This is a genomic window from Lysobacter enzymogenes (assembly GCF_017355525.1).
GTDB lineage: Bacteria > Pseudomonadota > Gammaproteobacteria > Xanthomonadales > Xanthomonadaceae > Lysobacter > Lysobacter enzymogenes_C.
This window is the reverse complement of the sequence record NZ_CP067395.1, coordinates 338,511-358,857: the sequence shown is the minus strand read 5'-3', so window position 1 is coordinate 358,857 and position 20,347 is coordinate 338,511. Positions and strand designations below refer to the sequence as shown.

Here is a 20,347-nt window from a genome sequence, read left to right as displayed (position 1 = left end):
ATTCCGGACCGCGCGTCCTTGCGCGGCTCGCGTTTTCGAACGCGGATGCGGGCGGTCCTGGCGGGTTCCGGAGCCGTTCGCGAGCGCCTGTCGCCAACGGGAGAACATGATCGCAAGAGGGCGTCGCAGGGGCCGAGACCCGACGCGAACGCGGTCGAAAAAATCGTCGTTTCGTCGAGTTTTTTCGGCTTGCGCAGCGATGCGGATTCGACGGCGGCCGGCGTGTGCGCGAGCGCTGGATCGGGCGAGAGATCCGTTGCAGCGCGGCCGCGCGGATGCGCGGCGAGCGCAGACGAAAGCGGCGGGCCTGAAGCCCCTCCCGCAGCGCGGGCATCGGGGCTGAAGGCTGCGAAAGCGCCGGGCCGAGGGCCCTCGCGCGGGTCCGTCGCGCGCCGGATCGCAGGCAAAGAAAAAGCCCGCCGAAGCGGGCTTTTTCGAACGTGCCGCAAGCGGATCCGGCGGCTCAGTACTGGCCCATGAAATCGCGCTTGCCGATCTCCACGCCGTTGCTGCGCAGGATCGCGTAGGTCGTGCTGGCGTGGAAGAAGAACTGCGGCAGGCCGTAGTGGACGAGATAGTCGCGGCCGTTGAAGCGGCGCTCCTTCGGCGTGCCCGGGCGCAGCACGATCTCGCGGTCTTCGGCGCCTTCGAACAGCGCCGGTTCCAGGCTTTCGAGGAAGGCGCGGGTCTTGGCGATCAGTGCCTGCAATTCGTCGAAGCTGCGCTCGCTGTCGTCGTAGACCGGCACCGCCACGTCGGCCAGGCGCGCGCCGATGCCCTTGGCGAAGTCGCAGGCGATCTGCACCTGGCGCAGCAGCGGGAACATGTCGGGGAACAGCCGCGCCTGCAGGTAGGCGTCGGCGTCGATCTTGCGTTCGGCCGCGTGGGCCTGGGTGCGGGCGAGGATCGCCGACAGGCTGCCGAGCAGCTGTTGCAGCACCGGGACGCTGGTGGAGTACATCGAAACGGTCATGGCGGAACCGGGTTGGGAGGGAGGGCGCCTATGGTACGGGTTGCGCGGCGAACGGGCACGAACCTCACTCGCGCGAGCGCTTCGCGCCGCGCCGCCCGCGGCTCTCCTGCAACGCCGTCGCCCAGCGCTGCGCGCCCGCGCCCTGATCGCCGAGCGCGTCCTCCGGATTGGCCAGCCGGCAGCGGTCCAGCGACAGGCAGCCGCAGCCGATGCATTGGTCCAGGGTGTCGCGCATCAAGCTCAAGTGGGCGATGCGCTGCTCCAATTCGTCCCTCCACGCCGCCGACAGCCGGCTCCAGTCCGCGCGCGTCGGCACGCGCGAATCGGGCAAGGTGTCGAGCGCTTCGCGGATCGTCGCCAGCGGCATGCCGACGCGCTGGGCGACACGGATCACCGCGATGCGGCGCAAGGTGTCGCGGCTGTAGCGGCGCTGGTTGCCGGCGGTGCGTACGCTGTGGATCAGGCCCTTGGCCTCGTAGAAATGCAGCGCCGACACCGCCACGCCGGAACGCTCGGCCACCTGTCCCACGCTCAGTTCGCTCGCCACGCTCATGCTCGCTTCGCTCCGGGCCGGGGCTGCGGCAAAAAACCGCGCACGGATCGCGCGCAACCCCTTGACCTCAACTTAAGTCAAGGTTCTATGCTGCGCCCGGTCTCCTCAAGGCGTCAAGTTCATGGCCTCGCAGCGCAACCGCACGACCGCGAACGAATCCTCCTCCGCCGCGGACGCGAGCTCCCGCGTCAAAGCCGTGGTGTTCGACCGTTACGGCGCAGCCGAAGTGCTGCGCGCGATCGATCTGCCGATGCCGCAGGCCGGGCCCGGCGAGATCCGCGTGCGGGTGCGCGCGGCCGGCGTGCGGCCCAGCGACATCGCCGTGCGCAGCGGCCTGGGCGCCCGCGACGGCGGCGCCCGCGCGCGCTTTCCGCGCCGGCTCGGCAATGAGTTCGCCGGCGTGGTCGACCAGGTCGGCGCCGGCGTCGACGAGTTCGCGGTCGGCGACGAAGTGATGGGCTGGGCCGCGGCGATGAGCTACGCCGAAGCGCTGACCGTGCCGGCCGAACAGGCCGTGCGCAAGCCGCACACCATGACCTGGGCGGTCGCCGGCGCCCTGCCCTCGACCGGCCAGACCGCGCACGCCGCGCTGCGCCAGCTCGGCCTCGCCGCCGGCCAGACCGTGCTGGTCCACGGCGCCGCCGGCGCGCTGGGCTGCGTGGCGGTGCAACTGGCGGTGGCGTGGGGCGCGCGGGTGATCGGCAGCGCCGCCGCGGCCGATCACGATTACCTGCGCACGCTCGGCGCGCAGCCGGTCGATGCCGGCGCCGCCGGCGTCGAACAGGCGCGCGCGCTGGCGCCGGACGGCATCGACGCGCTGTTCGACGCCTGCGGCCGCGAGGATTTCGCGCCATGGCTGCGATTGGCCGCGCCGCAGCGCGCGCTGAGCCTGTCGCGCCGCTATGGCCTGGCCGAACTGCGCAGCCAGCGCAGCCGCGAACGCCTGGCCGAACTGCTGGCGATGCACCAGCGCCACGGCCTGATGGTGCCGGTGCGCGAAATGTTCCCGCTGACCCGCGCCGCCGAAGCGCACCGCGCGGTCGAACGCGGCCCGGCGCGCGGCAAGGTCGTGCTGATGGTGTACGAGGCCATGCCGCTGTCGCTGCTGAGGCTGAGCGCATGAGCGAGCGCAGCGGCGACGCGTCCGGCGCGCGGGTGCGGTCGGGAGAGCCTTCGGAGCCGATGGGCCAGGTGATCGGGTCGCAGGGCTGCGGCGCCGAAGGCTCTCCCGACCGCATCGCCGCCGCGCCGCCTGGCGCGGACGTTTCCACCCCGGTCCCCGACGAACCTATGCTGGCGCTGCGGAGCGGACCGGCCGGGGTGGGAGCGTCCGTGCGAGGCGGTGCCGCAGCCGACGACCGCCTGTTCGCGCCGCGCTACCGCGGCCTCACCGCCGGCGCGGTCGCACTGGTCTCCCTGGTCGCTTTCGAAGCGCTGGCGGTGACCACGGCGATGCCGACCGTGGCGCGCGCGCTCGACGGCCTCGCGCTGTACGCGCTGGCGTTCGCCGGCACCCTCGCCGCCAGCGTGGTCGGCATGGTCGCCGCCGGGCGTTGGGCCGATGCGCGCGGACCGGCCGCGCCGCTGCGCCACGGCATCGCCTGGTTCGCGGTCGGCCTGGTCGTGGCCGGGCTGGCGCCGTCGATGGCTTGGCTGGTCGCCGGCCGGGTGATCCAGGGCTTCGGCGGCGGGCTGATCTCGGTCGCGCTGTACGTAGTGGTCGGGCGGGTCTATCCGCCGGCGCTGCGGGTCAAGATCTTCGCCGCGTTCGCAGCCGCCTGGGTGCTGCCGGCGGTGATCGGCCCGGCGATCGGCGGCGCCATCGTCGAACACGCCGGCTGGCGCTGGGTGTTTCTGGCGGTGCCGGCGGTCGCGGCGCTGGCCGCGTGCTGGGTGTTGCCGGCGCTGCGCGGTCTGGGCCCGGTGGCGACGGCCGAACCGCGGCGCCCCGGCGACGCGCTGCGCCTGCCGTGGGCGCTGCTGGCCACCGCCAGCCTGCTGGCGCTGCACTACGGCGGCCAGCAGCGCGGCGCGGTCGCGCTGGCGTGGCTGCTGCCGGCCGCCGCGGCCTTGGTCCTGGCCGCATCGCGGCTGCTGCCGCCCGGCGCCCTGCGCGCGGCGCGCGGCCTGCCGGCCGTGGTCTCGCTGCGCGGCATCGCCGCCGGCGCGTATTTCCTCACCGAGGCGTATATCCCGCTGCTGCTGTCGTCCGAACGCGGGCTGTCGCCGACCTGGGCCGGCGCGGTGGTGACCCTCGGCGCGATCGGCTGGTCGACCGGCTCGTGGCTGCGCGGCCGCAGCGCGCATGCGCGCCGGCCGTGGCGTTATCTGCAGGCCGGCATGGCGATGATCGCGCTCGGCGTGGCCGCGGTCGCGGCGCTGGCCTTGGCGCACGCGCCGATCGCGCTCGGCATCGCCGGCTGGATCGTGTCGGGACTGGGCATGGGCCTGATCTACCCGACCCTGTCGGTGCTGATGCTGGAGCTGTCGCCGCCGCAGGAACAGGGCCGCAATTCTTCGGCCTTGCACCTCGGCGATGCTATCTACACCGCGACCGCGCTGGCGCTCGGCGGCTCGCTGTTCGCGGCGCTGCTGACGCGTTCGCACACGCTGGCTTATGTGTGCGGGTTCGCGATCGCGTTCGCGCTGGCCTTGCTGGGGCTCGCGCTGGCGGCGCGGGTGCGGGTCGCGCCGGCGGCCGCGGTTTGAACGTTCTGTGTGGGCGGGCCTTCGGGTCCGAGGCTTTAATTCTGGACCGCGGCGATCGGATCGCGGAGCGTCGGACCTAAAGGCCTGCGATGCGCTCAGCGCGCAGTCTGCGCCTGCGTCCGCGTCGCTTCGAGTTTGCGCGGCGCCGCCTGCGCCAGCCGCTGGTACAGCGCCACCACCTGTTCCATCAGCCCTTGCGTGCTCCAGCCGCGCGCGTCGATCGGGCCGGCCGCGGACAACTGCGCGCGCAGCTCCGGCGAGCGCAGCACGCCGGCCACGTGCGCGGCGAAGGCCTCGACGTTCTCCTCGCTGACCACCGCGCTGCGCGCGTCGCGCAGGACCGTGGCGGTGCCCATGACCGCGGTCGAGACGATCGGCACGCCCAGCGCCATCGCCTCGATCAGCACCAGGCCCTGGGTCTCGGTCGGCGAGGCGAACACGAAGGCGTCGCCGGCGCGGTAGGCGTCGAGCAAGGTCGTGCGCCGGTCGAGATTGCCGAAGAAGCGCACGTTGCGCTCCAGTCCGTACTCCTTCGACAGCCGCTTGAGCCGCTCCGCGTCCGGCCCCTCGCCGGCGATGATGAACATCAGATCGGGGAAATCGGCGATCAACCGGCGCGTCACCTGCAACAGGAACGCGATGTTCTTCTCCACCGCCAGACGGCTCACCGTCACCAGCGTCGGCCGGTTCGCCTCGATGCCGTGTTCGGCGCGGAAGCGCGCGCCGTCGCCGTGGGCGAATTCGCTGAGGTCGATGCCGGTCGGCAGCACCGTCGACGGCGTGGTGATGCCGTAGCGATCGAGCACTTCGGTCATCTGCGCGGTCGGCACGATGAGGTGGTCGACGCCGTGGCAGAGCGTGCGCGACAGCCGCCGCGCCACCAGCCGCAGCAGCGCCACCGGCGCCCACGGCAGGTAGTGGCCGATGTATTCCTCGAAATAGGTGTGGTACGTCTCCACCGTCGGCCGGCCGGTCTGTTCGGCCAGGCTCACGCCGAGGCTGTGGGCGCGGAACGGGGTGTGGATGTGGATCACGTCCCAGTGCCGCTGCGCCAGTTGCGGCAGCAGCCGGCGCGCCTCGGGCGCGCGGATCAGGCGGTCCTCGGGGTCGAAGAAGATGACCCGGGCCGGCAGGCGCAGGATCTCGAACTCGTCGCTGTCGTGCAGTTCCTGGCCGCTGCCGGGGCCGTAGTCCGGCGCGACCAGGGTGACGGCGTGGCCCATCCGCGCCAGCGACTGGGCGAAGGTGCGGATCGAGGTCGACACGCCGTTGACCCGCGGGAAGTAGACGTCCGAGAGCATCAGGATGTTCATCCTGCCCAGCCTAGAGGGGGTGGATGACCGATTTGTGTCCTGGACGGCCCTCACCCCAACCCCTCTCCCGCAAGCGGGGTGAGGGGCTGCGCTTGCGAGCCATCGGCTCGCGCAGCACCGAACGCCCGAGCGCCCTGCGCTCGGGCCGGGGAGGGGCTGGGGGTGAGGGCCGCCACACCGGGCAAACCGCCGTGGTTGCGTAACCCGCCCCACCTTCCCACCATGACTCACCGTCTAGACCGCAACACCGATGCCCACCGCCTCCGATACCGCCCCCGACACCCCGCCCCGCCGCCCGCGCCGGCTGCGCCGCATCCTCGCGCTGATCCTGCTGGCCTGGATCGCCAGCGCCGTCTACCACGTCTACAAACCGCTGCCCGCCGGCACCAGCCTCGCCGGCCCGCTGCGCAGCGCGCGCGACGTCGCCCTGCTGACCGACATCACCTGGACCGACCCGCAGGGCGCGCGCCACAGCGACCAGCACGTGTTCGACGAAACCCTGCGCCTGATCGGCCAGGCCGACCGCGCCATCGTCGCCGACCAGTTCCTGTTCAACGATTTCGGCAGCGAACAGCCCGGCGAAACGCGTTACCGCAAGCTCAGCCAGGAACTCACCGACGCGCTGATCGCGCGCAAGCGCGCGCGGCCGGCGTTGACCGTGGTGCTCATCACCGACCCGATCAACACCGTCTACGGCGGCCGCGCTTCGCCGCATCTGGAGCAATTGCGCGCGGCCGGCATCGAGGTCGTGATCACCGACCTCGCCCGCCTGCGCACGCCGAACCCGGCGTGGTCGGGCCTGTGGCAGCTGTGCTGCCGCTGGGCCGGCAACGACAGCGACGGCGGCTGGCTGCCGAATCCGCTCGGCCCGGGCCAGGTCGGGCTGCGCAGCTGGCTGGCGCTGCTGAATCTCAACGCGAACCACCGCAAGACCCTGGTCGTCGACCAGGGCGAGGACTGGACCGCGCTGGTCGCCTCGGCCAACCCGCACGACGCCAGCAGCCTGCACGGCAACGTCGCCGTGCGCTTCAGCGGCGCCGCTGCGCTCGATCTGCTGGCCAGCGAGCGCGCGGTCGCGGCGTTCTCCGGCGCGGCCTGGCCGCGCGCGCTGCCGACGACGGTTCCGCGCGAGAGCATCGTCGACACCACCAGCGCGCCGCGCGTGCAGGTGCTGACCGAAGCCAGGATCCGCGACGCCCTGCTCGCCGCAGTCGACGGCGCCCGCGGCGGCGATCGCCTCGACATCGCGGTGTTCTACTTCTCGCACCGGCGCCTGGTCGACGCGGTCGCGGCCGCGCACAAGCGCGGGGTCGGCGTGCGCGTGCTGCTGGACCCGAACGAGGACGCGTTCGGGCGCAAGAAGAACGGCGTGCCGAACCGCCAGGTCGCCGCCGAGCTGGTCGCCGCCGGCGTGCCGCTGCGCTGGTGCGACACCCACGGCGAGCAATGCCACGCCAAGCTGCTGCTGCGCACGGGCAGCGACGGCAAGATCGAGCTGATCGCCGGCTCGGCCAACTACACCCGGCGCAACCTCGACGACTACAACCTGGAATCGAGCGCGCGCGTGGTCGCGCTCGACGACGCGCCGGTGGCGCAGCAGGCGCGGGCGTATTTCGAGCAGAGCTGGAGCAATGCGGGCGGGCGCACGATAAGCGCCGATTACGCTAGATACGCCGACGATTCGGCGCTGCGCAAGGTCTGGTACCGCATCGCCGAAGCGTCCGGGCTGTCGAGTTTCTGACGGTTCGGATCGTTGCGGCGCGAACGGAAGCTTCGCGGTCGCGGCTCGCGCCGCTCCTACAGGAAGCCCATGTAGGAGCGGCGCGAGCCGCGACCGCGCCGAACCACCCACGACGAAACTCCGCCTCGCCCCCGCGCGCGCCATGCCGTATCGTGCGCGCATGGATCCGCTCCGCTACCTGCGCGGTTACCCGCCGCACGTCCTGACCCAAGTGCAGGCGCTGATCGACGCCGGCAAGCTCGGCGAGGTCCTGCGCAAGCGCTACGACCACGGCGGCCACAGCGTGCGCGACGACAAGGCCCTGTTCGAATACGTGGTGGCGATCAAGGACCGCTACATGCGCAAGGCCGAGCCGCTCAACAAAGTCGTCTACGACAACAAGCTGCACGTGGTGAGCCAGGCCCTGGGCACCCACACCGCGATCTCGCGCGTGCACGGCGGCCGGCTCAAGGCCGCGCGCGAGATCCGCATCGCCACGCTGTTCCGCGACGCGCCGGCGCCGTTCCTGGAAATGATCGCGGTGCACGAGCTGGCCCACCTCAAGCATCGCGACCACGACAAGGGTTTCTACCAGCTGTGCGCGCACATGAGCCCGGACTACCACCAGCTCGAATTCGATCTGCGGCTGTATCTGACCGCGCAGGAAACCGCGAAGCCTCTGTAGGAGCGGCGCGAGCCGCGACCGCGACAACGCAATCACGATGAAAGTTACGGCGTAGTTGCGTTGTCGCAGTCGCGGCTCGCGCCGCTCCTACAGGAAAGCCCCGCTCACTCGTGGCGTTCGTCCTCGCGCACCATCAACAACGCGATCAGCGTCAGCGCCCCGGCCGCGGCGAGGTAGTAACCCACATAGGCCAGCCCGTAACTCTGCGCCAGGAAGGTCGCGATCGACGGCGCCAGCGAGGCACCGAGGATGCCGGCGAAATTGAACGCCAGCGAGGCGCCGGTGTAGCGCACCGCGGTCGGGAACATCTCCGACAGGATCGTGCCCAACGGCCCGTAGGTCAGACCCATCACCCCGAGCCCCAGGCTCAGGAACGCGAACACGCCCCACGGGCTGCCGGCGACGAACAACTGCTCGAACAGCACCCCGAACAGCATCACCGCCAGGGTCGAGACGATCATCGCCAGGCGCCGCCCCTTGCGGTCGGCGAAGATCGCCGACAGCGGAATGGTCGCGGCGAAGCACAGCACGCTGCCCAGCTGCAGCAGCAGGAACTGGTGGCGGGTGTAGCCCAGGTGCGCGGTGCCCCAGCTCAGCGCGAACACCGTCATCAGATAGAACAGCACGAACGTCGCCAGCGCGGCGAAGGTGCCGGCGATCAACGCGCCGGGATGCTTCAGCAGCACACCCAGCATCGGCACCTTGACCCGCTCGTGGTGATCCATCGCCTTGCGGAACGCCGGCGTTTCGCTGATCCGCAGCCGCACCCACAGGCCGACGAACACCAGCGCCGCGCTGGCCAGGAACGGGATGCGCCAGCCCCAGGCGAAGAACGCGTCGTCGCCCATCAGGTCGGTCAGCACCAGGAAGATGCCGGTCGACAGGAAGAAGCCGATCGGCGCGCCGAGTTGCGGGAACATGCCGTACCACGCGCGCTTGCCGGGCGGCGCGTTCTCGGTCGCCAGCAGCACCGCCCCGCCCCATTCGCCGCCCAGGCCCAGGCCCTGGCCGAAGCGGCACAGCGCCAGCGCGATCGGCGCGGCGATGCCGATGCTGGCGTAGGTCGGCAGCAGGCCGATGGTCACCGTCGACAGGCCCATCGTCAGCAGCGCCGCGACCAGCGTGGCCTTGCGCCCGATGCGGTCGCCGAAGTGGCCGAACACCGCCGCGCCGATCGGGCGGGCGAAGAACGCCAGCGCGAACGCCGCCAGCGACTGCAAGGTGGCGGTGTTGGGATCGGCCGAGGGGAAGAACAGCTTGGGGAACACCAGCACCGCGGCGGTGGCGTAGATGTAGAAGTCGAAGAACTCGATGGTGGTGCCGATCAGGCTCGCGAACAGGACCCGCGAGGGCGAATTGGCCGGGGCCTGGGCGGCTGCGCTCATCGGCATGTCCGAGTTTTGGGGGGAGGTGGTGCATAGATACCCGATCCCGGGGCGGTTGGGCAAAGGTCCGCGGCGGCGCGGCCTTCACGCTTCCGGCAACCCGCTTGCGCAAACCGCGCCGCCGTCGCTGGCCGCGCGCGGCGCGATCCGGCAAGGTGGTCGCTCCCCCCGTTCGCACCCTCGCGCGCCCATGAGCGAAACCGCCCCTCTCCGCGTCGCCCTGATCGGCTACGGCTTCGCCGGCAAGACCTTCCACGCGCCGCTGATCGCAGCGACCCCCGGCTTGGCGCTGAACCTGATCGGCTCCAGCGATGCGGCCAAGGTCGCCGTGGATTTCCCGCGCGCCGCGGTCGTCGCCGACCCGCTGCAGGCCGCCACCGACGCGCGCGCCGATCTGGTCGTGATCGCCACGCCGAACCACAGCCACGCCCCGCTCGCGCGCGCCGCGCTGGCGGCCGGCAAGCATGTGGTGGTCGACAAGCCCTTCACCCTGGACCTGGCCGAAGCGCGCGAACTGGCCGCGCTGGCGCAGCGCCACGGCCGCGTGCTGTCGGTGTTCCAGAACCGGCGCTGGGACAGCGACTACCTCGGGGTCAGGCAGGCGATCGAATCGGGCCGGCTCGGCGAGGTCGCGCATTTCGAATCGCATATCGACCGCTTCCGCCCGCAGGTGCGCGAGCGCTGGCGCGAGCAGGCCGGGCCCGGCACCGGCGTGTGGTGGGACCTGGGCCCGCATCTGGCCGATCAGGCGCTGCAGTTGTTCGGCCTGCCCGAGCGCGTATTCGCGAGCCTGGCGACCCAACGCGAAGGCGCGGTGGTCGCCGACTGGGCGCACGTGGTGCTGGAGTACCCGCGCCGGCGCGCGATCCTGCACGCCGGCATGCTCGCCGCCGGCGGCAGTCCGCGGTTCCTGGTCCACGGCAGCGCCGGCAGTCTGGTCAAGGCGCAGGCGGACCGGCAGGAGGCGCAGTTGCTCGCGGGTTTGACGCCGGGCGCGCCGGGTTGGGGCGAAGATCCCGACGAGCTGCAATGGTTCGGCGCCGAGCGCAACGAGCGTTGGCCGACGCCGGCGGGCGATCAGCGCCGTTATTACGCGCAAGTGCGCGACGCCGTGGCCGGACGCGGCGCCAATCCGGTCACGCCGGTGCAGGCGGTGGCGTTGATGGCGGTGCTGGAAGCGGCGGCGGCCTCGGCTGTGCAGGGGCGTGCGCTGACGCCGGCGTTGAGCGAGGACGAGCGCGCCGGGTTCGAGCGCGAGCGGGTGGCGGCGTGAGGCGTTTGTAGAGCGCACGCAACGGACAAAGCCGAAACCTACCGCGGAACGCCCCCTGTAGGAGCGGCGCGAGCCGCGACCGCGCCAACGCACCTGCGACGAATGTCGCCCAAGCGTGTTGGCTACGGGTGAAGACAACAGCAGAAGCAACCGCAAAGCCGCGCAAACTCCAGCGTCCACCGAAACGACGGCGCACACCGCGCACGCTTCGAAGCTCACCTTCGCTCATGCCGCGATGAACGACCCGCAGCGCATACGCGCAAGTACTGCACGAATACGAAAGCCCGATGCCAAACGCAGAAAAACCCGCACGCGCCCAACCCGCACGAGCATGAACCGCCCCGCCGCACGTCACGCATGCGCACCGACCACGCGCACAGCCTCACGACGTTTCCGCCCCGAATTGCAAGCGCAGCGAAACTAACAAGCACTCATCGCGCACACACGCAGCGATTAGCTCATCGCAAATCGGCAAAGCGGAACTAAGCCCATCGGCTAATGCGCGAAACATCAAAGTTTCGCCGGCACCCGCTTTTCTACTCTGTGCGCGCTCCAACCGAGCGGCGCCGCCACTCCCCGGCGCGGCGCCGCGACGCATCGGATGCGCCCTTCCACCCCGGCCCCCGCGCGGGCCGTTGTTCGATTGCGCCAGGCCCGGCCCGCGCCGGATCCGCGCCATGCAGCAATTGCGGCGAAGCCACGGCTGCGCCGCGTCCAGGGGAGTCACCCGGCGGCCTCGTCCATCGCCAACCGCGGCGCGCATGCGTCGACGGCGGCGCGTGCGCGGCCGTATCGCGACATCGCACTCCATCAACTCCACCGAGCAGGTAAACATCATGAATCAGCGCATCCTCCGCTCCGTCCGTCTGAGCGCCCTCGCCTGCGCCCTGGGCATGTCCTTCGTCGCCACCCACGCCAGCGCGCAAAGCGCGGAAGTCGTTTCCGCCGGGGCCAAGGCCTGCGCGCTCAGCGGCGGCGTCACCGTCACCGTGCTGGGCCTCAACACCACCCTGCCGCTGCCGTGCACCGGCCAGGCCCAGGTCACCGCGCCGGGCAGCAAGGAAAACAGCGCGCTCGGCCTCGACGTCGGCCTGCTCGGCCTGGTCAGCGTGGTCAAGCTCGACGTCGCCCGCCAGCGCGCCGACTACACCAACCTCAGCGGCGCGACCGCGCTCGACGGCCGCTCCAGCGTCGCCGGCCTGAGCCTGGTGCAGAACCTGGTCAGCCTGGAAGGCGCCACCGGCGCGCTGTCGTGCGACTCGCTGACCGGCAGCACCGTGCTGCAATGCCAGGCCAGCGCCGATGTCGCCAACGTGCGCATCGCCGGCGGCAGCGTCATCACCGTACCCAGCCCGCTGCCGCAGAACTTCGCGGTGCCGGTCGGCGGCAGCATCCGCCTGGTGGTGCTCGGCATTCCGGTGGAAGTGCCGGTCGGCGGCGCGCTGACCCTCAACCGCGTCGACACCGCCGGCGTCGGCAGCCGCAACGTCAGCGTCAGCCACAAGCCGGTCCAGCTGACCCTCGGCGGCAGCGTCTCGGTCGGCGGCCTGGGCCTGATCGGCGTGCAGGTCGAAGCTGCGGCGACCCCGTCGACGATCAACGTCACCGGTCGTACGCCGTTCACCGCCGTGACCGTGGACTGAGAAGTCCGGCTTCGCCGCAAGCGCCTCGCGTCGGCAACGACGCGGGGCGTTCTCTTTTGCGGGACACGAACGAACAGGGAATGGCGGTTTCGTCGCCTCGCCCGCGATTGCCCGATCCGCCGCGTCCGCTCATCCCCCTGCCCCGAAACGCTATCCTGCCGCCCGTCGCAACTGCGCAACCTCGATCAACTCTCCCCTGCCACCCTGGCGCGGCACGACGACGACGGAGCACGCCCTTGGTTCGCAGCACCACCTTCGAGCAGTACAGCGCCCGCATCGAGAAGGTGGTGGCGTTCCTGGCGCAACGCCTCGACCAGCCGCTGACCCTGGCCCAACTGGCCGAAGCCGGACATTTCTCGCCCTACCATTTCCACCGCGTCTACCGCGGCCTGATGGGAGAGACCATCGCCAGCACCCAGCGCCGCCTGCGCCTGCACCGCGCCGCGCACGAACTGCTGCACAGCGCCGACAGCATCGCGCGCATCGCCCAGCGCGCCGGTTACGCCAGCGTCGCCGCGTTCACCCGCGCGTTCGGCGCCGCCTACGAGCAGACCCCGGCGGCGTTCCGCAAGCGTCGTGCCGCCCCGCCCGCGCTGAGCCGTGCGGACTTCGACCCGACTCTGGAGAGCCTCATGTACACCGCGCAGATTTCCACCCTAGCCCCGCACCGCGCCGTGGCCCTGCCGCACCGCGGCGACTACAACGGCATCGGCGCCCAGTTCGAGCGCCTGTACGGCTGGGCCGGCGCGCTGGGCCTGCTCGGCGCGCAGCCGCCGCGCGCGTTCGGCATCTACTACGACAGCCCCAACGACACCCCGGCCGAACAACTGCGCTCGGACGCCTGCCTGGCGGTGCCCGCGGCGACCGCGCCCGGCGAGGGCATGCGCTGGGTCGAGATCGGCGGCGGCCGCCACGCCGTGGTCGTGCACACCGGCCCCTACAGCGAACTGCAGCGCGCCTACGACTGGCTGTTCTGCCAGTGGCTGCCGGCCAGCGGCGAAGAAGCCGGCGATGCGCCGGTGTACGAGGAATATCTCAACGACAGCCGCAGCTTGCCGCCGGAACAATGGCAGACTGCGATCTGTTTGCCGTTGAAGTAATCCGCCCGCAACGCAACCGTGCCTGCGTCGTCGGCGGCGGCATCGCGGTCGCGGCTTGCGCCGCTCCTACAGGGAGCGGCCCGATTCGCACCGCAAACTGCCGACAGCCCCTGTAGGAGCGACGCGAGTCGCGACCGCGACACCGCGCTTGCGTCGTATCTGCGAGGTCGCGGTCGCGACTTGCGTCGTTCCTACAGGTAGCCGTCCGACTGACGCCAGGCTCACGCCGGGCACCGCACCGCTCGCGCGGCCTCAACGGATTTTTAGCGTTCGCACCGCTACCGTGCGTGCATGACGCCACCGACCCGACCGCAGTCCCAGGATCGCCTGCGATGAGCGCGCAGTGCGATTACAGCTTCGGCATCGAGGAGGAGTTCTTCCTCGTCCGCCCCCACAGCCGGCTGCTCGCGACCCAGGTGCCCACGCGCCTGCTCAAGCGCGCGCGCGCCGAACTCGGCGACAGCATCGAAAGCGAACTGCTGCAGGCGCAGATCGAAATCGCTTCGCCGGTGCAGTGCGACATCGCCCAGGCCCGGCGCCAGCTCGGCGAACTGCGCCGCGGGCTGTCCGCGCTCGCCCACGAGCACGGTCTGGCGCTGCTCGCCGCCGGCACCCATCCGCTCGGCCAGTGGCGCGAGCAGAGCCCGACCGACAAGCCGCGCTACCGGCAGCTGGTCGAAGACTTCCAGATCGTCGCCCGCCGCAGCCAGGTCTGCGGCCTGCACGTGCACGTGCAATTGCCCGACGGCGTCGACCGGGTCCAGGCGATGAACCGGGCGATGCCATGGCTGCCGCTGCTGCTGGCGCTGTCGACCTCGTCGCCGTTCTGGGACCGCTCGAACAGCGGGCTGATGAGTTATCGCCAGGCGATGTACGACGAATGGCCGCGCACCGGCATTCCCGATTTCTTCGCCGGCCAGGCCGAGTACGACGCGTTCGCCGACTTGCTGGTGCGCGCCGGCGCGATCAGCGATGCCGGTTCGTTGTGGTGGGCGATCCGGCCCTCGCCGAACTTTCCCACGGTCGAACTGCGCATCGCCGACGCCTGCACCCACCTCGACGACAGCCTCGCCATCGCCGCGCTGTTCCGCTGCCTGATGCGGCATATCGCGCGGCACCCGGCGCCCGCGCCGCCGTGCGACGCCGGCACCCGCCGGCTCATCGACGAGAACCGCTGGCGGGCCAAGCGCTCGGGCCTGCAGGCCGAGTTCTTCGACGCCCAGGGCCGGGTCGAACCGGCGCTTGCGCAACTGCGGCGCCTGCGCGAGCTGGTCGCCGAAGACGCCGCCGCGCTCGACTGCACCGCCGCGCTCGCTCACCTGGACACCATCGCCGAACGCGGCACCAGCGCGCATACGCAACTGGCGATCTACCGTGAACAACGTCAAGCCGGCGCCAGCCGCAACACCGCGCTCAAGGCCGTGGTCGACTGGCTGCTGCGCGCCACCGTGCCGGCCGCCGATGCGTCCTCACGCGTTCCCGCCACCGCAACCCACTGACCCCACGCCATGCCCACCGCCGCCCGCAAACTGCTGATCGGCCTGTCCCCGCGGATGATGCGCAACCTGCCGCCGGAATACGGCTTCCGCAACAAGACCCTGCAATACCTCGAACAATCGATGGCCCACTGGGTCATGAGCAGCGGCGCGCTGGTGGTGATGATCCCCACCGTCGACGCCGAAGGCGCGGTGCAGGCCAGCGACCTGTCGGTGCGCGACTACGCCGGCGCGCTCGACGGCCTGATCCTGCAAGGCGGCGCCGACATCGACCCGGTCGCCTACGGCGAGCGGCCGAGCGAACTGCTGATGGCCACCGATCCCGACCGCGACCGTTTCGAACTGAGCCTGCTGCGCGCCTTCGTCGAAGTCGGCAAGCCGGTGCTCGGCGTCTGCCGCGGCATGCAGCTGATCAACGTCGCCCACGGCGGCAGCCTGTATCAGGATCTGGTCGGGGCCGGCGCGACGCGGTCGCAGCACTACATTCCGGCCCAGTACGACGAACACAAGCACGCCTTGCGCCTGCGCGAAGGCGGCTGGCTGGCGTCGCTGTACCCGCAAGTCGCGCAGCCGCAGGTCAATTCGATCCATCATCAAGGGATCAAGCAGATCGGCGAAGGTCTGGAGGTGGAGGCCTGGTCGGAAGACGGCATCGCCGAATGCGTGCGCGGCCGCGGCGACGGGTTCGTGGTCGGGGTGCAGTGGCATCCGGAATTCCACGACCACCGGTTCCCGGAGCTGCTGTCGGGGCGGCCGTTGCTGATGGCCTTCATCGAGGCGGCGCGGCAGCGCGAGCGTGCGGCGGTGGAGTGATCGCGCGGTTGCGGCGTAGTTGAGTTTTCGCGGTCGCGGCTCGCGCCGCTCCTACATGGGCTACCTGTAGGAGCGGCGCGAGCCGCGACCGCGACACACCGCTCACCGCGCAACCCATCGCCAGAAACAACGAAGGCGGCCGCAGCCGCCTCCGTCGCCCCATCCGCGCCGCTCAGCCGGCGACGCAGTTGTAGCAGACCAGCGCGAAATCCTGGTCGGTATCGTCGCCCACGTTCGGCAACCCGTTGGAGTTGATGTCGGTCGCGCGCACCTCGATGGTGAACGCGTTGCCGCCGTGCTGCGCCGCCTGCAGGAACACGCCCTCGTTGTTGTTGCGCGCATCCGCCGCGCCGCCGGTCGCCGACCAGCCGCTGGCGTTGAACACGTTGCCGAGGAAGGTGCTGGCGCCGGCGCTCACGCGCAGGTCGAGGTTGTTGTTCCAGGCCGGGGTGGTGCCGCCGAGGCCGTGGCCCGGCGCGTCGGTCCACACCAGCATGATCCGCACCGGCTTGCTCGCATCGGCGGCGCGGAAGCTGCGGGTCCAGTTCTCGCCGCTGTTGTTGAACACGTGGCTCTGGTCGACGTATTGCACGGTCTGCGCCGGCTTGATGACCGGATCGATCAGCATCCGCCCCCAGCCCTGCTTGGCGTCGGGCGCTGTGGTCAGGGTGCCGCCGTCGGCGTCGAGCTTGCCGACCAGGTTCAGGGCCACCGCGGTGAACGCCGCGCGGGTCAGCGCCGGGCTCGGCGTGGCTCCGGCGAACTTGTTGCGGTAGTACTGGGTGAACAAGGCGCTGGCGCCGGCGACCTGCGGCGAGGCCATGCTGGTGCCGCACATCAGGCCGTGGCCGGTGGCGCTGTTGGCCGAATCGATCGAGCAGCCCGGCGCGACGATGCCCGGAATGCGCCGCCCGTCGAGCGCCGGCCCGTGCGCGGTGTTGCTGGACAGGTCGTTGATCGCCGCGATCTGCACCGTCGCCGAGCTCTGGCCCTTGGTCGAGCCGACGGTGAAGGTGTTCTTGGCTTCGTCCGGCGAACCCTGGCTCTGGGTGCCGCCGTTGCCGTTCATGAACGACAGCACGTAGTTCAGCGGCTGGTCGCCCGGTGCGTTCGGATCGGCGTCGCGCACGCCGACGTCGACCTGGCGCGTGTCGCCGTCGTAACCGCGCGGCGAGCCGGCCGGCCCCCAGCTGTTGCCGGAGATGGTCGCGTTGTTGCGCACCGACTGGGTCATCAGCAACAGCATGCCGCCGGGCTGGGTGAAGAACGGCGAATACACCTGCTCGACCAGCTTGGCCCCGGGCGCCACGCCGAGGCCGCGCAGGAAGCTGCCGGTGGACGCCGTGGCGCGGACGTTCGACGCGCCGTCGCCGGCCATGATCGCCGCGGTGTGGGTGCCGTGCGCGCTGCTGGCCGAACCGCCGCAGGTGGTGCCGGTGCACGCGGCCATGCGCGCGGCCAGATCCGGATGGGTCTGGTGGATGCCGCCGTCGACGTTGGCGATGGTCACGCCGGTGCCGTTGACGCCGGCGCCGCTGAGGTAGCTCAGATAGCCCGGCACGGCGAGATTGCTGGCGTTGACGTTGCCGGCGTTGATCTGCCCGCTGATCTCGCCGCGCAGGCCGCCGTCGGTCGGCACGCTCTGCACGCTGTACACGCCCGGCGCCTGCGCCAGCAAGGCGATCTGATCGGCCGGCACGCGCACGGTCTGGCTCTGCAACGCACGGTCGACCGCCTGCACGCCGTTGCCGGCGTCGGCCGCGCCGATCTTGCCGAGCGTCGCGGCGACGCCGGCGCTGCCGCGACGGCTGACCACGCGCACGTCGAGCGGCCCGGCGCTCTTGGCCGTCGCGGTCTGACGCAGTTGCGGCAGCACCTTGTATGCCGGCAGGAAGTCGCCGCTCCAGCGCACTTCGCGCTGCCCCGCCACGCGCGCCAGCGCATCGCGCTTGCCCCATACGATGTAGGTGTACGGGTGCACGTACTGCACCGGCTCCAGCCCCTTGCTGCGCAACTCGTCGAGCCAGGCCTGGCGCACCGGACCCTGGAACTGCACCAGGCGCCAATCCTCGCCGTCGGCGCGGGCGCGGCCCCAGACGCTGGCAGCCTGCACCGGCTGCTGCTTGAGCGGATCGAAGCGCAATCCGCCCAGATCCAATTCATAGCCCGACGGCGCTTGCGCGGCGGCGAGCGGGGAAGACAAAACCAGAGCCACGGCCAGCGCCGTGAGCGTGATGCGACGGTTCATGCGGTCATCTCCAGAAAAAGTTCGGCCGTCGCCGTCCGCGTGGACGGCGTTGGGAGGGAAGCGATCGTGGATACACCGGACAGCGGCGTCCCTGCTGCCTGCGTCGCGGGAACGCTGAGGCGACACTGCTCGCGCGCGCGCCGCGCGTCCACGCTCAGACGAACGGGGCGCAGATCAGGCTGTTGCGGGCGATCACAGAACATCGAATGAACTAGAGAAAATACGCCTTGCATACATATCGAAGATGCGTTTTAGAACGGCCGTTCGACGCCGCCTCCGAATGAAACAGCGGTTCGTCCGACAACATATTCCGCACTTGAATTGAGTACTTCCGGAAAGACATGCGCGCTGCGCGCACTGCGCATCGATGCTTCGCGCGCATTCGGTTCTGAAAAAATCCAGCAGCCTGCGCCGGCGCCGAAAAATTCGATTGCTTTCGGATTTTCTCTGGGATTTCATCGGCTCCGGAATGCGCCTTCGGTCGCGTTCCACCGCAGCCACCCGGACAAGGAAGCTCGCCATGATCGTTCGCCCGAACCTCACCCGCCGCGTTTCGCCGCATCCGCGCCTTGTCTGCGCGCTGCTGGCCGGAATGTTCGCATTCGCCCCCGCAGCGCAGGCGCAGCTGGTGGTCACCGACCCCGGCAACCTCGGCCTCGGGATCAAGGACCTGATCGAAAAAGGCATCGAGTACGGCAAGGAAGCCGCGCGCTGGACCCAGCAGTACGACCACTACAAGCAGCAACTGATCAAGCTGCAGCAGTTGCAGATGCAGCAATCGGCGATGCGCGACGACTTCCCCGAGCGCGACCCGTCCTACGGCATGGAAGACATCTGCCCCGGCGCCGGCCGCGCGGGCGCGGCGGGCGCGTTCGCGGCGTTCAATCCGCAGCTCGATTCGGACCTGGTCGCCGAACAGCGCCGCCTGTGCCAGCGCATGGTCCTGGCCGACAACGCCAAGTACAACGAATCGGTGCGCATGCTCAAGCAGCTGATCCGGCGCAATCAAGAATTCGGCAACGTCGAAAGCCAGCGCACCCAGGTCGGCGAAAACCAGGGCAAGCTCGCCGCCAACGACAACGAGGCGCAACGCTTCATGGTCCGCACGCGCATGGACCTCGATTACTGGCAGGCGCGCATGAAGGCTTACGACGACTACATCGTGGCCCTGCAGAAAGACCAGTCGCGGCTGGCGCGGCGGGCGCTGGAAGGCAAGCGCAAGGGCGGGATCGGCGACGTCATCCAGAGCCAGGCCATCCAGGGCGCGCTGTCGTTCTGAAGCGGCGTTTGACCATTCGAAGGATCGAACATGCAATTGCTCCTCACGCTGTCGGACTGGCTGATCCCGAGTGCGCAAGGCATCGGCGACTACGTCTACTTCAAGCTGATCAACGCCTACTTCGACCACAAGATCGACAAGTTCGGCATCGGCCTGATGCAGCGGACGATGGCCTGGGTCAGCCAGATCGCGCTGGTGCTGACCACGCTATGGATCATGCTGGCGGGCTACCGCATCGTCACCGGCCAGTCGCGCGAACCGATGATGGCGCTGGTGACCAACGCCGCGCGGATCGCGTTCGTGGTCGGGCTGGCGACGACGATGTCGTTCGGCGGCGCCAATCTGCACCGGTTCTTCACCAAGGACCTGGACCGGGAAGTACACGCGCTGTTCACCGACGACAGCGCCTCCAGCGCCGACTCGATCGACAAGAACCTGGCCTTGATGCAGGTGGCGATGAGCGCGATCGACGCGGTGCAGATCCCGCGCGACGACCCCCAGCTCCAGGCCAAGAAGGAACGGGCTTTGTGGTTCGCCGGGCTGGGAACGGCGAGCCCGCCGATGGTCGCCGGCGCCATGCTGCTGCTCTACAAGTTCACCCTGGCCATGTTCATCGGCCTCGGCCCGATCTTCATCCTCTGCCTGATGTTCGACCAGACCAAGGACCTGTTCCGGAAATGGCTGCTGTACGGCATCGGCACCTTGTTCTCGATGTCGATGCTCAGCGTGGTGACGGCGATGACGATGGAGCTGATGGCCAAGGTGGCGGCGGCGCTCTGGGTGGCCAAGCAGCTTGGAATTTCCGGCGCGGATTACGAGGGACTGGGAACCCAGGCGATGCAACAGGGTGGCATCGGGTTGTTGATGACGGTGCTGATCGTGACGATTCCGCCGGCGGCGGCGATGTTTTTTCAGGGGACGGTGGGGAGTTTCAACTATAGCTCGGCGTTTGCAGCGAGCTCAAAAGACAAATCTCAAGACCGCCCATCCAGCGCACCACCTCCGGAAACCGCTCCGCGAGATGGAGAAAGATCGGGCGCTCCGATAAAGCACCACCAACCCGGCTCAGGAGAGCCCCTCGGCAACGACAGGATTAAAACGTTCGACGAAACGCAGCGAAACCGGTGATCGAGCGAGAAGCAACCCACACATTCAGG

General features: G+C 70.1%; 16 protein-coding genes. 11 read left to right on the top strand and 5 right to left on the bottom strand.

The features are described 5' to 3' along the window. Positions 1–463 precede the first annotated feature (463 nt). Together JHW38_RS01810 and soxR are read right to left on the bottom strand one after the other, a co-directional pair. Positions 464–973 (bottom strand): DUF1993 domain-containing protein, encoded by a 510-nt coding sequence (locus JHW38_RS01810; RefSeq protein WP_207524337.1) that lies wholly within the window; start codon positions 971–973, stop codon positions 464–466. A 64-nt stretch (positions 974–1,037) separates the two neighbouring features. Further along, on the bottom strand, positions 1,038–1,526 hold the full coding sequence (gene soxR / locus JHW38_RS01805) for a redox-sensitive transcriptional activator SoxR (protein WP_207524336.1): 489 nt from the start codon (positions 1,524–1,526) through the stop codon (positions 1,038–1,040). Between the two features lie 121 nt (positions 1,527–1,647). Here soxR and JHW38_RS01800 point away from each other — a divergent pair, with 121 nt between their 5' ends. Together JHW38_RS01800 and JHW38_RS01795 are read left to right on the top strand one after the other, a co-directional pair. Continuing rightward, positions 1,648–2,649 (top strand): NADP-dependent oxidoreductase, encoded by a 1,002-nt coding sequence (locus tag JHW38_RS01800; protein WP_207524335.1) that lies wholly within the window; start codon positions 1,648–1,650, stop codon positions 2,647–2,649. A 209-nt stretch (positions 2,650–2,858) separates the two neighbouring features. Continuing rightward, positions 2,859–4,235: an MFS transporter gene (locus tag JHW38_RS01795; protein WP_242691136.1), complete on the top strand. Its 1,377-nt coding sequence runs from the start codon at positions 2,859–2,861 to the stop codon at positions 4,233–4,235. A 95-nt stretch (positions 4,236–4,330) separates the two neighbouring features. Here the strand turns inward: JHW38_RS01795 and JHW38_RS01790 are convergent, their stop codons facing one another. Continuing rightward, positions 4,331–5,548, bottom strand: coding sequence for a glycosyltransferase (locus JHW38_RS01790; RefSeq protein WP_207524333.1), 1,218 nt, complete (start codon positions 5,546–5,548; stop codon positions 4,331–4,333). 250 nt (positions 5,549–5,798) lie between these two features. Between JHW38_RS01790 and JHW38_RS01785 the strand changes: the two genes are divergently transcribed. Both JHW38_RS01785 and JHW38_RS01780 read left to right on the top strand, forming a co-directional pair. Continuing rightward, complete coding sequence (locus JHW38_RS01785; RefSeq protein WP_207524332.1) at positions 5,799–7,289, top strand: phospholipase D family protein; 1,491 nt, start codon at positions 5,799–5,801, stop codon at positions 7,287–7,289. A 142-nt stretch (positions 7,290–7,431) separates the two neighbouring features. Next, a complete protein-coding gene (locus tag JHW38_RS01780) occupies positions 7,432–7,953 on the top strand; it encodes a YgjP-like metallopeptidase domain-containing protein (protein ID WP_428995281.1) in 522 nt (173 codons plus the stop codon). 104 nt (positions 7,954–8,057) lie between these two features. On the opposite strand, the gene JHW38_RS01775 is transcribed toward JHW38_RS01780, so the two are convergent. Next, positions 8,058–9,344, bottom strand: a complete 1,287-nt coding sequence (locus JHW38_RS01775; RefSeq protein ID WP_343225440.1) for an MFS transporter — start codon at positions 9,342–9,344, stop codon at positions 8,058–8,060. Positions 9,345–9,528: 184 nt separating this feature from the next. Between JHW38_RS01775 and JHW38_RS01770 the strand changes: the two genes are divergently transcribed. From JHW38_RS01770 to JHW38_RS01750, 5 genes are all read left to right on the top strand, one after another. After that, complete coding sequence (locus tag JHW38_RS01770) at positions 9,529–10,611, top strand: oxidoreductase (protein WP_207524329.1); 1,083 nt, start codon at positions 9,529–9,531, stop codon at positions 10,609–10,611. Positions 10,612–11,447: 836 nt separating this feature from the next. Further along, a complete protein-coding gene (locus JHW38_RS01765; RefSeq protein WP_207524328.1) occupies positions 11,448–12,254 on the top strand; it encodes a hypothetical protein in 807 nt (268 codons plus the stop codon). A gap of 236 nt (positions 12,255–12,490) precedes the next feature. Then, on the top strand, positions 12,491–13,354 hold the full coding sequence (locus tag JHW38_RS01760) for an AraC family transcriptional regulator (protein ID WP_207524327.1): 864 nt from the start codon (positions 12,491–12,493) through the stop codon (positions 13,352–13,354). A 332-nt stretch (positions 13,355–13,686) separates the two neighbouring features. Continuing rightward, positions 13,687–14,853 (top strand): carboxylate-amine ligase, encoded by a 1,167-nt coding sequence (locus JHW38_RS01755; protein ID WP_207524326.1) that lies wholly within the window; start codon positions 13,687–13,689, stop codon positions 14,851–14,853. 9 nt (positions 14,854–14,862) lie between these two features. Continuing rightward, entirely contained in the window at positions 14,863–15,663 is an 801-nt protein-coding gene (locus JHW38_RS01750; protein ID WP_207524325.1) for a gamma-glutamyl-gamma-aminobutyrate hydrolase family protein, read from the top strand. A gap of 172 nt (positions 15,664–15,835) precedes the next feature. Here JHW38_RS01750 and JHW38_RS01745 read toward each other — a convergent pair whose 3' ends face one another. Beyond that, complete coding sequence (locus JHW38_RS01745) at positions 15,836–17,911, bottom strand: S8 family serine peptidase (RefSeq protein WP_207524324.1); 2,076 nt, start codon at positions 17,909–17,911, stop codon at positions 15,836–15,838. 520 nt (positions 17,912–18,431) lie between these two features. Between JHW38_RS01745 and JHW38_RS01740 the strand changes: the two genes are divergently transcribed. Both JHW38_RS01740 and JHW38_RS01735 read left to right on the top strand, forming a co-directional pair. After that, positions 18,432–19,190: a hypothetical protein gene (locus tag JHW38_RS01740; protein ID WP_242691135.1), complete on the top strand. Its 759-nt coding sequence runs from the start codon at positions 18,432–18,434 to the stop codon at positions 19,188–19,190. A gap of 30 nt (positions 19,191–19,220) precedes the next feature. Beyond that, positions 19,221–20,318 carry a type IV secretion system protein gene (locus tag JHW38_RS01735; protein ID WP_207524323.1) on the top strand — a complete coding sequence of 366 codons (1,098 nt, stop codon included), beginning with the start codon at positions 19,221–19,223 and terminating at the stop codon, positions 20,316–20,318. Positions 20,319–20,347: the final 29 nt, after the last annotated feature.